The organism is Pseudomonas sp. PLMAX, from assembly GCF_046042685.1.
Lineage (GTDB): Bacteria > Pseudomonadota > Gammaproteobacteria > Pseudomonadales > Pseudomonadaceae > Aquipseudomonas > Aquipseudomonas putida_AE.
In genome coordinates, this window is the sequence record NZ_CP064949.1 from 6,468,419 (window position 1) to 6,480,461 (window position 12,043).

11 protein-coding genes are annotated in these 12,043 nt (G+C 61.3%); 6 read left to right on the forward strand and 5 right to left on the reverse strand.

What is annotated here, in order from left to right; all coding sequences use genetic code 11:
* The first annotated feature begins 366 nt into the window (after nucleotides 1–366).
* Nucleotides 367–846: an Lrp/AsnC family transcriptional regulator gene (locus DKB71_RS29490; RefSeq protein WP_007894448.1), complete on the forward strand. Its 480-nt coding sequence runs from the start codon at nucleotides 367–369 to the stop codon at nucleotides 844–846.
* A gap of 197 nt (nucleotides 847–1,043) precedes the next feature.
* Nucleotides 1,044–1,253: a DUF2788 domain-containing protein gene (locus DKB71_RS29495; RefSeq protein ID WP_046815823.1), complete on the forward strand. Its 210-nt coding sequence runs from the start codon at nucleotides 1,044–1,046 to the stop codon at nucleotides 1,251–1,253.
* On the opposite strand, the gene DKB71_RS29500 is transcribed toward DKB71_RS29495, so the two are convergent.
* The 4 genes from DKB71_RS29500 to DKB71_RS29515 all read right to left on the reverse strand — a co-directional run bounded on the left by DKB71_RS29500 (nucleotide 1,248) and on the right by DKB71_RS29515 (nucleotide 7,709).
* Nucleotides 1,248–1,883 carry a pseudouridine synthase gene (locus tag DKB71_RS29500; protein ID WP_408599049.1) on the reverse strand — a complete coding sequence of 212 codons (636 nt, stop codon included), beginning with the start codon at nucleotides 1,881–1,883 and terminating at the stop codon, nucleotides 1,248–1,250. The two genes, DKB71_RS29495 and DKB71_RS29500, sit on opposite strands and share 6 nt — an antisense overlap.
* Nucleotides 1,884–1,952: 69 nt before the next feature.
* Entirely contained in the window at nucleotides 1,953–3,452 is a 1,500-nt protein-coding gene (gene amn, locus DKB71_RS29505; RefSeq protein WP_274074474.1) for an AMP nucleosidase, read from the reverse strand.
* Between the two features lie 148 nt (nucleotides 3,453–3,600).
* The gene (locus tag DKB71_RS29510; RefSeq protein ID WP_406591201.1) at nucleotides 3,601–5,250 is read right to left on the reverse strand and encodes an acyl-CoA dehydrogenase family protein; all 1,650 of its coding nucleotides are present in this window, start codon (nucleotides 5,248–5,250) and stop codon (nucleotides 3,601–3,603) included.
* Nucleotides 5,251–5,324: 74 nt separating this feature from the next.
* The gene (locus tag DKB71_RS29515; RefSeq protein ID WP_408599052.1) at nucleotides 5,325–7,709 is read right to left on the reverse strand and encodes a 7TM diverse intracellular signaling domain-containing protein; all 2,385 of its coding nucleotides are present in this window, start codon (nucleotides 7,707–7,709) and stop codon (nucleotides 5,325–5,327) included.
* A 304-nt stretch (nucleotides 7,710–8,013) separates the two neighbouring features.
* On the opposite strand from DKB71_RS29515, the gene DKB71_RS29520 reads away from it, so the two are divergent.
* From DKB71_RS29520 to DKB71_RS29535, 4 genes are all read left to right on the forward strand, one after another.
* Nucleotides 8,014–8,811 (forward strand): hydroxymethylpyrimidine/phosphomethylpyrimidine kinase, encoded by a 798-nt coding sequence (locus tag DKB71_RS29520; RefSeq protein WP_046815827.1) that lies wholly within the window; start codon nucleotides 8,014–8,016, stop codon nucleotides 8,809–8,811.
* An 18-nt stretch (nucleotides 8,812–8,829) separates the two neighbouring features.
* Nucleotides 8,830–9,453: a thiamine phosphate synthase gene (gene thiE / locus DKB71_RS29525; RefSeq protein WP_274074471.1), complete on the forward strand. Its 624-nt coding sequence runs from the start codon at nucleotides 8,830–8,832 to the stop codon at nucleotides 9,451–9,453.
* A gap of 16 nt (nucleotides 9,454–9,469) precedes the next feature.
* Nucleotides 9,470–10,753 (forward strand): glutamate-1-semialdehyde 2,1-aminomutase, encoded by a 1,284-nt coding sequence (gene hemL / locus DKB71_RS29530; protein WP_008066019.1) that lies wholly within the window; start codon nucleotides 9,470–9,472, stop codon nucleotides 10,751–10,753.
* A 225-nt stretch (nucleotides 10,754–10,978) separates the two neighbouring features.
* Nucleotides 10,979–11,533, forward strand: a complete 555-nt coding sequence (locus DKB71_RS29535; RefSeq protein ID WP_408599055.1) for a tetratricopeptide repeat protein — start codon at nucleotides 10,979–10,981, stop codon at nucleotides 11,531–11,533.
* Nucleotides 11,534–11,656: 123 nt separating this feature from the next.
* On the opposite strand, the gene DKB71_RS29540 is transcribed toward DKB71_RS29535, so the two are convergent.
* Nucleotides 11,657–11,986 (reverse strand): DUF1820 family protein, encoded by a 330-nt coding sequence (locus tag DKB71_RS29540; RefSeq protein WP_008066015.1) that lies wholly within the window; start codon nucleotides 11,984–11,986, stop codon nucleotides 11,657–11,659.
* Nucleotides 11,987–12,043: the final 57 nt, after the last annotated feature.

A 12,043-nucleotide genomic window follows, 5' to 3' on the forward strand; every position in this document is an offset into this window, starting at 1 on the left:
TATCAGTCGCGCAACTTATTTATTGAGGGCGGGCGGCAAATGGCGCGCAAGAAAAAGGGGAGACCCGTCGGCCTCCCCTTGAGAACTTCGTCCGTGCTCGACGCTTTTGACGTCGGCTCACCTCACGCCGTCTTCTGGACAGTGTGCAGCTCGGGGGCCAGCACATCCCCTGTGGGGGTGGCGACCGCGGCGGGCCTGATTCGGCGGGCCGCATTGGACTGTTTGTCCGAGCAGTGATTCTGGTGATAAGAATAGGCCTGGAGCACCGGCAGAGGATTGCGAAGATTGCTGAAATAAACATCACTTGCGCAATTTTTAACCCTGGATAGATAATCTGTCGCAATAGTTATGACAAGGGACCGTTTGATGAGCAAACTCGACCGATACGACCTGAGCATTCTGGCTGAATTGCAGCGTGACGCGCGCATTTCCAACCAGGAGCTGGCCGAACGCATCGGCCTGTCGCCTTCACCCTGCTCACGGCGGGTCAAGCAACTGGAGGACGATGGCTACATTACCCGCCAGGTGGCCCTGCTCGACCGCAAAATGCTCGGTCTAAGCCTGACGGCGTACGTACTCATCGGCATGGACCGGCACACGCCGGAGCGCTTCGAAAACTTCGAAGCCGCCATCCGCACCTTGCCGCAGGTACTGGAATGCAGCCTGGTGACCGGGATGGATGCCGATTACCAACTCAAGGTGGTGGTGCCGGACATGGACCATTATCAGAAGTTGCTGCTGGGGCACCTGACGCGGATTGAGGGGGTGACCAGTGTGCGTTCGAGTTTTGTGCTTAATCAGGTTTTGAACAGCACCGAATTGCCTTTGACTCATCTGCGCAGTTGAGGACGCCTTCGCTGGCAAGCCAGCGCCTACAGGGTTTCATATGCGCTGGAGATTCATTGTAGGAGCTGGCTTGCCAGCGAAGGGGCCAGCACAGGCGACGAATAGCTGCGACACACTGCCGCAGGTCAACTCCCAGCCAATGTCCATTGCCGTATACTCCGCGCGCCCTTTCAGCCTCGCCCGCGCGGAGATGTTCAATGGATCCTGCAGTTTTTGAAGAGTGGATGATGACCGGCCTGGTCAGCATCCTGATCATTTTCATGGGTTTCATCGTCTGGGATCTGGCGAAGAAGTCCAAGGCCGGGCGGTTCGGCTCGTTCATCCTGTTTTTCGTGCTGGGGCTTGGCGTGGCGGCATTCGTCATCAAGAGCGTGGTGATCGGCCTGATCGAAACCGGCACTTTATAAGCGCGCCGGCACCTCTTTCCACTGGCCCTGATCGAGCCCGTCGATCGACCAGTCACCGATCCTGACCCGCACCAGCCGCAACGTCGGCAACCCGACCGCCGCGGTCATGCGGCGCACCTGCCGGTTGCGGCCTTCGCGAATCACCAGCTCCAGCCAATGGGTCGGCACGCTTTTACGAAAGCGTACCGGCGGGTTGCGCGGCCACAACTGCGGCTCATCCAGTTGCCGCGCCTCGGCAGGCAGGGTCATGCCATCGTTCAATTCTACACCGTCACGCAAGCGCTGCAACTGCTCGGCGCTCGGCTCGCCTTCGACCTGCACCCAGTAGGTCTTGGCCAGTTTGTGTTTCGGGTCGGCGATGCGCGCCTGCAATTGGCCGTCGTTGGTCAGCAGCAGCAGGCCTTCGCTGTCGCGGTCCAGCCGTCCGGCGGGGTAGATCCCCGGAATGTCGATGTAGTCCTTGAGGGTCGCGCGCCCTTCTGCATCGCTGAATTGCGTCAGCACATCGAAGGGTTTGTTGAACAGGATCAACTTGGGCGCGGCCGGCGGCGCCTTGGCGACACGGCGCGGGGCTGTGGGGGATGGCTTTGCGCCAGGGCGGCGGGAAACAGGACGTGGCGGACGGGACATGGCGGACAAACATCTAACGGTCAGGGCTGCCAATGCTAGTAGCCCGACCGTTAAATGACCATCGCCAAATCAGCGGAATGGCGGCTCGTCGAAGCTGCGCAGCTTGCGCGAGTGCAACGAGTTGAGCTCGGTGCGCAGCAGATCCACGGCTTCGATGCCGATTTTCAAGTGCTGGCTGACCGCGCGTTCGTAGAAGGCGTTGGCCGAACCTGGCAACTTGATCTCGCTGTGCAGGGGTTTGTCCGACACGCACAGCAGCGTGCCGTAAGGTACCCGCAAGCGATAACCCTGGGCTGCGATCGTGCCGCTTTCCATGTCCACCGCCACCGCGCGGGACAGGTTGATCAGCGGCCGCTCCTGGGCCCAGCGCAGCTCCCAGTTACGATCGTCGTAAGTCAGTACGGTGCCGGTGCGCAGGCGCTTTTTCAGTTCGTCGCCCTTCTCGCCGGTGATGTTGGCCGCTGCCTGCTGAAGCGCAAGCTGCACTTCGGCCAAGGCCGGAATCGGAATGTTCGGCGGCACCACCCGGTCGAGAATGCCGTCACGGCGCATATAGGCGTGAGCCAGCACGTAGTCGCCAATGGTCTGCGACTGGCGCAGGCCACCACAGTGGCCGATCATCAGCCAGCAATGCGGACGCAGCACCGCCAGGTGGTCAGTGATGTTCTTGGCGTTGGACGGACCGACGCCGATATTGACCAGGGTCACGCCGTGACCGTCAGTGGCGATCAGGTGGTAGGCCGGCATCTGGTAGCGATGCCAGACCACGCCAGCGGCAATCGCCGAGGCTTCGCCGTGATCCATGCTCTTTTCGATGATCACGTTACCCGGCAGCACCATGCGCACGAAGCGCGGGTCGTTGCGCAATTGCTCCAGGCCATGGACGATGAACTGGTCGACGTAACGGTGATAGTTGGTCAGCAGGATCCACGGCTGTACATGCCGCCAGTCGCTGCCGGTGTAATGCACCAGGCGGCGCAGGGAAAAATCCACCCGGGCGGCATCGAACAGCGCCAGGGGCAGCGGATCGGTGTTTTCCCAATCGTACAAACCGTCGGCAATACCGTCGGTCGCCGCCGACAGGTCGGTACTCGGGAACACCCGCGCCAGCACGGCGGCGGTGACACCGGAACCGGCCAACTCATCGCCCTGCTCGACCACGTACGGATAAGGAATGTTCTGCTGGCTGACACCGACTTCCACGGTCACGGTGAAGTCGTGCATCAAGGGCACGAGCTGCTCCAGCAGGTATTTACGGAACGCGGCGGGATGGGTGACGGTGACGCTGTAGGTGCCCGGCAACTGGACCTTGGCGTAAGCGCGTGTGGTCTGCGGGACTTCGCCCTGGCAGTGGTAGGTCAGACGCAGTTCGGGATAACGAAACATCGCCCGTTGTTCGGCGTCCGGCTCGACACGATCCTTGAGATAACGCTTGAGCGCCTGGTTCAGCGCGGTGGTTGCACGATTGTGCAAGAGCGCAAGCCGGTCTACAGCTTGCTCGGCGGTTTGAACGACAATAAAAGCTTCGGTCACGATCAGCATCCTGTGTTCTGACTTGCAGGCCTTCATCTTGCCTGTATCGTCGCTTCACGGGAACCCTGTGGGAGCGGGCTTGCTCGCGAAAGCGTTGTCCCTTTCAACATTGATGTTGACTGACAGTCCGCCTTCGCGAGCAAGCCGCTCCCACAATGGTTTTGTAGTGTTCATGAACCTGAGTTCAGAATCCTTGCGGGGTGGACCGGGCGACTATCGCCTCCACATCCACTCCTCGCGGCAACCCACCGTAAACCCGGCCGCCACCCTTCAAACGACTGGCGATAAACCCGTCACTCACCGCCGCGTTCCCCGCCTCCAGCAACAGCTTGGCCTGTAACCCAAGCGCAATATCCTCGGTCAATTGCCGCGCACGGTACTGAATGTCGCTGGTGTCCTTGAAAGCGCTCTGCAGCTGGCTGATGTGCGCGGCCAGGCGTTTGTCGCCATGACCATCGCCCAACTCGCTGAACAGCGCATCGAGCACACCCGGTTCCTTGGACAGGGCGCGCAGCACATCGAGGCATTGCACGTTGCCGGAGCCTTCCCATGTCGAGTTCACCGGCGCCTCGCGGTAAAGGCGTGGCAGGATGCTGTCTTCGACGTATCCCGCGCCGCCCATGCACTCGGCGGCTTCGTTGATCATGGCCGGCGCGCGTTTGCAGATCCAGTATTTGCCCACCGCCGTCACCAGCCGGGCGAACTTCGCTTCCTGTGCGTTTTCCAGATGATCCAGCGCCTGGCCCATGCGCAGGCTCAAGGCCAGGGCGGCCTCGCTTTCCAGCGCCAGGTCGGCCAGCACGTTCTGCATCAAGGGCTGTTCGCTGAGCAACTTGCCGCCAACGCTGCGGTGGGCGCAATGATGGCTGGCCTGGGTCAGTGCCTGGCGCATCAACGAACTTGAGCCGACCATGCAATCGAAACGGGTCATGGCGACCATCTCGATGATCGTCGGCACGCCGCGCCCCTCTTCACCGACCATCCACGCCAGGGCACCGCGAAACTCCACTTCGCTGGAAGCGTTGGAGCAGTTGCCGAGTTTGTTTTTCAGGCGCTGGATGTAGAACTGATTGCGCGTGTCGTCCGGACGATGCCGCGGCAGCAGGAAACAAGTCAGCCCCTTGTCCGTCTGCGCCAGCGTCAGGAAGGCATCGCACATGGGCGCCGAACAGAACCACTTGTGCCCCACCAGTTCGTACGCCTGGCCAGGGCCGCCGGCACCCACCGGATAAGCCTTGGTGGTGTTGGCGCGGACATCGGTACCGCCTTGCTTCTCGGTCATCGCCATGCCGATGGTGACGCCGGCCTTGTGGGCCATGCCGACATTGCGCGGGTCATACTCGGTGGACAGAATCTTTGGCAGCCATTGATCTGCCAGGTCCGGTTGCAGGCGCATCGCCGGAACACTGGCAAACGTCATGGTCAGCGGGCAGCCACTGCCGGCTTCGGCTTGACTGTGCAAGTACGTCATGGAGGCGCGGGCGACATGGGCACCGTCCTGCGGATGAGCCCAGGGCAACGAAGTCAGGCCATGGCCGACCGCCGTGCGCATCAACTCGTGATAGGCCGGATGAAACTCCACCAGGTCGATGCGATGACCGTAGCGGTCATGGCTGCTGAACACCGGTTTGTTCTGGTTGGCCAGAAAGCCAGCTTCCATCAATGGTCCGCCGGCCAGCGCTCCGTATGCGTCAATCCGCGATTCGGCCCAACCGGCCCCGAAGCGCCGCGACCATTCCTGTAGCGGCAAATCGATGCGGTACAGGTTGGCGCCGTCCAGCGAGGGCGGCTGGTTGGTGACTTCGTGGGTTTCGGCGAACTGATGCAGGTTCATGACGGGGCTCCTTTGGTCAGCCAAGGGACTTCAGTTAAGCACCGCCCCTTGGCCGAACAAAGTGTCATATCTGCCTAACTGTCGGCACTTTCGCCCTGTTCAGTACAGAGCACTCGACGATAAAGCGCGGCTTGCAAGTCCTCGAACTTCACCGGTTTGCTCAAATGGTCGATCTGCGCGCCGCTCGGGCAGCGCTCCCGGTCGGTACCCAGGCCAATCATGAACACCGGCAGTTGCGCGCAACCGGGCATTGCCCGGATCTCGCAGCACACGGAAACGCCGTCCAAAGACTGCAACTGACAATCGACCAGCACCGCATCGAACGTTTCACGCTGCAGCAAATCGAGCGCGGCGTGATCGCTGTCAGCCGTGCGCACACGGAATCCGAGCTTGAGCAACATACCGCGCATCACCAACTGATTGACGTTGCTGTCATCCACCAGCAATACGCTGCAATCCTGGGGCAGGCGCATTTGTGCCAACTGCCGCATCGCGAGTGGCATGGCAGGCCGCTCCGGTGCCGGCAGGTCAAACTCGACGTCAAGCTGAAACCGGCTGCCACGCCCGGGCTCGGAGCGGTGTGTCAGGCGCCCGCCAAGCAGCTCCACTAATTGTCGGCAGATGGCCAGGCCGACACCCAGCCCGCCGTACTCGCGCGTCATCGAACCGTCGAGCTGGAAGAAGCGCTGATACATCGTCGCCTCCCCAAGGTCGGTGAAGCCGATACCGGTGTCGATCACCGCAAAGGACAACGCCAGTCGCTCGGGGTTGAGCGTTTTCCCCGTGACCCGCAGCGCCAGTCCGCCGACCCGGGTGAACTTGATGGCGTTATCCAGCAGGCACTCCAGGCATTGCGCCAACTTGGCGCTGTCGCCGTGCAGGCGATCCGGCACACCCGGTGCCACGTCGACCTTGAAGTCCAGCGATTTGCTCGAGGCATTGCCGTCGAACTGTGCGCGCAAGGCCTCGACCACGGCGCGCAAACTGAAGGTGGACGGGGTCACCTGGAGCTTGCCCGCCTGCAACTCGGTGAGGGTGAGAATGCCGTTGACCATGCGCATCATGTCCCGCGCCGACCCCGCGGCCGTTTGCTGATATTGCTCCAGCTCAGGGTCCATCTCGACGGTCTGCATCAGCTCCAGCGACCCGATCACGCCATTCATGGGTGTGCGCAACTCGTGGGTCAGGGTGGCGAGGAATTCGTCCTTGAGCTTGTTGCTGTGCGCCAGTTGCTGGTTAAGCACCTCAAGCTTTTGCCCCGCCTCGAGCAGGGTTTGCGCCTGCTGCTCGCGCATGGCATTGATGCGGTCGGCCAGGGCCATGGACAGGAGCGCCACTTCGATGGCCGAGCCAATCTGGCTGGAGTACATGGTCAGGAACACGTTCGGCAGGTAACCCAGCACCATCAAGGTATTGATGATGCCGCCGAGCAGAAACGCCGACCAGGCAATGATGAAATATCGCGCGACCCGCAAGCCACGCAGCCAGGCAAAAATCCCGGCGGCAAAGATCACCACCGTGAAAGTCAGTGCCAGGGTCGTGGCCAGGCGCAACGCCAGGGCGTAGCTGGTCATCAGGGACAACCCGACCACCAGCGCGCCGAACGCCACCAACGCCAACAGCAAGCGGTCCATCCAGCGGCTGAGGGTAGCGGTCTGCAGGAAGCTGCGGGCGAACTGGCTGCCGAACAACCCGGCGCAACCGATGAAAAACGGCGTCGAGGCGTTGGCCCACCAGGGATTGTCTGGCCAGAAGTACTGCACGGCGGCGCCGTTCACCGACAGCTGATATAAGCCGAACGAGGCGATGTAGAAGATGTAGTAGAGGTAGCTGGTATCGCGCACGCTGAGGTAGATGAACAGGTTGTAGACAAGCATCCCCAGCAGTACACCGTAGATAAGCCCCAGCACATAGAGGCGCACCGGCTGGTCTTCGAGATACGCCGTGCTGGACCACAGCGTGACCGGCGCCTGGATCGACCCCTGGCTTTGCAGGCGCAGGTACAGGGTTTGCGCCTGGTCAGGGGTAAAATCCACAGTGAACAGGTAGTTGTTCTGGCGGATTTCGCGACTGGCGAACGGCAAGGCATCGCCGGTTTGCCTGGCCAATTCATAGTTGCCGCTTGCATCAGGCAGATACAGGTCGAGGTGATCGAGCGGCGGGTAAGCCAATTCCAGCAGCCAGGTCCTTTGCGCAGCCGGGTTGGTCGGGCGGTAATGCAGATCGATTTTCAGCCAGAACACCGAACGCGAGTAACCGGCGTTGAGGGTGGCTTTATCATGCGCCTTGAAGTTGCCGGCCGCGGCCTGCGCACGGACATCCGCGACGGTCAACTGACCACCGACATCTTCAAACACTTGCAGGGTTCGCCCGAGGGGAAGGCTTTGGGTGAGTTCATTGAACTCAACGGCGTTCGCCAAGAGGGGCAAACACAACACAAACATCAGCAAATAGCGCATTCATGCCCCAGCGTGGCCTGTCCGGTCCTGTCAGGAAGCCCCCCATTCCTTTTGAGTAGACGTAAGACCGGTGATACCTGTTATTGGTTTGGATCCACTCTAGCATAGCCGTTGATGGCTAATGAGCACTACCAAAATTTTTCCTACAAAGGCTCTAGCACGGGCGTTCCAGCGAAGATTATTGAGATAGAGCCCGCGCCCCATGTAGGAGCTGCCGAAGGCTGCGATCTTTTGAAGGTCGCGCAGCTGTCTGCGGTTATGCGCACGCACCGAAAAAAGATGTTTGGTGGTAAGCTCGCGCACCATGAATATCTACAGCTCTCGCCCCGTTGTCCTCTGTCTCTCCGGCCACGACCCAAGTGGTGGCGCCGGCTTGCAGGCAGATATCGAAGCCTTGCTCGCCCAGGGTTGCCATGCGGCTCCGGCCGTCACCGCCCTGACCGTGCAAGACACTGTCAATGTCACTGATTTCCGCGTGCTCGACCGTGAGTGGGTGTTGGCCCAGGCCAACGCCGTGCTCAACGATTCCGAAGTCGCGGCCGTCAAGCTCGGCATGCTCGGTTCCCTGGAGATGGTCGACACCGTGGTCGAACTGCTCTCGGCGCACCCGCACTTGCCGGTGGTCTGTGACCCGGTGCTGCGTGCCGGCGGTGGTGGTCGCCTGGGCAAGGACGAAGTCGGCTACGCCATGCGCGAACGCCTGCTGCCGCTCTCGATCATCGCCACCCCCAACCTTCCCGAAGCCCGGATCCTCGCCGAACTGCCGGAAGGCACCGCGGACCAGTGCGCTGAAAAACTCCTGCCGTTCGTCAAACACCTGCTGATCACCGGCGGCCATGGCGACGAAACCGAAATCCACAACCGCCTGTACAGCCGCGATGGCTTGCGCGAAACCTACACCTGCCAACGCCTGCCCGGCAGTTATCACGGTTCGGGTTGCACCCTGGCCAGTGCCCTTGCCGGCCGTCTGGCCCAAGGCGAAAACCTCGCCAGCGCCGTACAGACTGCACTTAACTACACGTGGCGCACCCTGCGCGATGCGGAGCAGTTGGGCAAAGGCCAATTCGTGCCACGCCGCCTGCCTCTGGACTTCTGTTCGTAACGCCATGAGGCCTGCTCGATGAAACTACGTGGCCTGTACGCCATTACCGACAGCCAGTTGCTGGCCGGTAAATTCCTTTCGTACGTGGAGGCGGCGCTGGAAGGCGGCGTCACCCTGCTGCAGTATCGCGACAAGAGCAGCGATGAAGCCCGTCGACTGCGCGAGGCCGAGGCCCTGCGCGATCTGTGCGAACGCTACAAGACCCGATTGATCATCAACGACGACGCCGAGCTCGCCGCACGCCTGAACGTGGGCGTGCATCTGGGCCAGACCGATGGCCCGCTGTCGCCGACCCGCGCCTTGCTAGGCTCCAAAGCCATCATCGGCTCGACTTGCCACGCGCAACTCGAACTGGCCGAGCAAGCTGCCAGGGAGGGTGCCACTTATGTCGCCTTCGGCCGCTTCTTCAATTCCACCACCAAGCCCGGCGCACCGACCTGCAGCCTCGACCTGCTCGACCAAGCCCGCAAGCAGTTGCACCTGCCGATCTGCGCGATCGGCGGCATCACGCTGGACAACGCCGCCCCGCTGGTGGCCCACGGCGTCGATCTGCTGGCTGTGGTGCATGGCCTGTTCGGCGCCCAGAGCACGGCTGAAGTGACCCGCCGCGCCCGCGCCTTCAACGAACTACTAAAAATCTGATTTTGAGAGCCCGATCATGTCTCGTTCCGAAACGCTGTTTGCCAATGCCCAGAAACACATTCCCGGTGGCGTGAACTCGCCGGTTCGCGCGTTCAAGAGCGTTGGCGGCACGCCGTTGTTCTTCAAGCACGCCGAAGGCGCCTACGTCACCGATGAAGACGACAAGCGTTATGTGGATTACGTCGGCTCCTGGGGCCCGATGATCCTCGGCCACAGCCACCCGGACGTCCTGGACGCCGTGCGCAAGCAGCTTGAACACGGCTTGTCCTACGGCGCGCCGACCGAGATGGAAACCCAGATGGCTGATCTGGTCTGCTCGCTCGTACCCTCGATGGAAATGGTGCGCATGGTCAGCTCCGGCACCGAAGCGACCATGAGCGCAATCCGCCTGGCCCGTGGTTTCACCGGTCGCGACAGCATCATCAAGTTCGAAGGCTGCTACCACGGTCACTCCGACAGCCTGCTGGTCAAGGCCGGCTCCGGCGCCCTGACCCAAGGCGTGCCGAGCTCGGCGGGTGTACCGGCGGCGTTCGCCAAACACACCCTGACCCTGCCGTTCAACGACATCGATGCGGTTGAAGCCATGCTCGCCGAAGTCGGCCAGGACGTGGCGTGCATCATCGTCGAGCCGGTTGCCGGCAACATGAACTGCGTGCCACCGGCTCCCGGCTTCCTCGAAGGCCTGCGGACCCTGTGCGACAAGCACGGCGTGGTGCTGATTTTCGACGAAGTGATGACCGGTTTCCGTGTTGCCCTCGGCGGCGCCCAGGCTCACTACGGCGTGACGCCAGACCTGACCACCTTCGGCAAGATCATCGGCGGCGGCATGCCGGTGGGTTGCTTCGGCGGCAAGCGCGAAATCATGTCGCGCATCGCCCCGCTGGGTCCGGTCTATCAAGCCGGTACATTGTCGGGTAACCCGCTGGCGATGGCGGCGGGCCTGACCACCTTGCGCCTGATCAGTCGTCCGGGCTTCCACGACGAACTGACCGACTACACCACTCGCCTGCTCGACGGCTTGCAAGTGCGTGCGGATGCGGCAGGCATTCCCTTCGTGACCACTCAGGCCGGCGGCATGTTCGGCCTGTACTTCAGTGGCGCCGACGACATCGTGACCTTCGATGACGTGATGGCCAGCGACGCAGCCTTGTTCGGCCGTTTCTTCCACCTGATGCTGGAAGGTGGCGTGTACCTGGCGCCAAGCGCTTTCGAAGCTGGCTTCACCTCGATCGCCCACGGCGAAGCCGAGTTGAAACTGACCCTGGATGCCGCCGAGCGCGCATTTGCTGCACTGAAGTAACGCCGTAGCGCTGACGCTGGCCATAACCAGCGTCAGCTTTTGCCTACGCTCCTGCCCTTTTTCCTACTCATCTGCTAATAATCCCGAACAAAGTGGGCGATATATTTCCCGCGCAGCAGAAAAACGAGTAAAGACTTTGTAAGGTTGGCCCTGCTTATTTCATAATGCGCGCTTATTGGATCCCCTCGATGGGTCCGCGCGCCCCTCAGAGGTAAGTCGATTCCCATGAACCGCACCGGCCGCGCCCTTTCACTGGGCTGCCTGTTGCTCCTTCAGCCCCTGCTCGCGCTCGCACAAGCAGGCGGTAACTCGTTGTTAATCCCAGCGATGGGTCGCTGCACCCTCAATACCCAGCCGCAAGACCTGGCCCAGGCAGTCGCCGCCTGCCAGAAAGCGTCGGATGAAGGGGATGCTCAAGCGCAATACGAGTTGGGTGAGTTCTACTACGACGGTAAAAACGCGCCACGCGATCTCAATAAAGCCTTGAGCTACTTCGAAAAGGCCTCGCTGCAAGGCCACGCCCAGGCCCAATTCAAACTCGGTACCATGTTCTTTCATGGCGAAGGCGTACCGGCCAATAACATTCAGGCGTATATCGTGCTGAAGATGGCCGCGGTCAACGGCGCGGAAGAAGCACTGGACACCGCCGACGAAGTCGCCGAACAAATGCCCCGCCAGGAACTGGAAGTCGCCACCCAGGTGCTGGGGCAAATTTTCCGTAAATACCTGATGGAATTGCAGAGCGCCGATGGGCGTACGCCGTTCGCGCCTTTGCCCTGAATTCTTTAGCGACCTTTCTGGCCCCTTCGCGAGCAAGCCCGCTCCCACAGTTAATCTCGGACGCTCAGAAGATCCATTGTGGGAGCGGGCTTGCTCGCGAAGGGGGCGACTCGGTCTTGAGGCCTACTTCTCAGGCATCGGCACCGGAAACGGCATCACATTGCCGACCGTGCCGCGGGCTTCGCTGATTTTCGGTGTGCCCAAGCGCTCGACCTCGTCGATGCGCACGATCGAATGCATCGGCACGAAACTGCGCACGACCCCTTCGAACTGGGCCTTGAGCTTCTCTTCGCTCGGGTCGACGACTACCTGTGTGCGCTCGCCAAAGACGAACTCTTCCACTTCCAGGAAGCCCCACAGATCGCTCTGATAGATCTGCTTGGCGTACATTTCGAACACCTGGCCCTGATTGAGGAAAATCACCTTGTAGATTGGAGCTTCACGTTTGGTCATGGCAGGCGAAACACATCGGGGATAAAAATGAGGGCGCGAACTATAGCATAGCCGCCG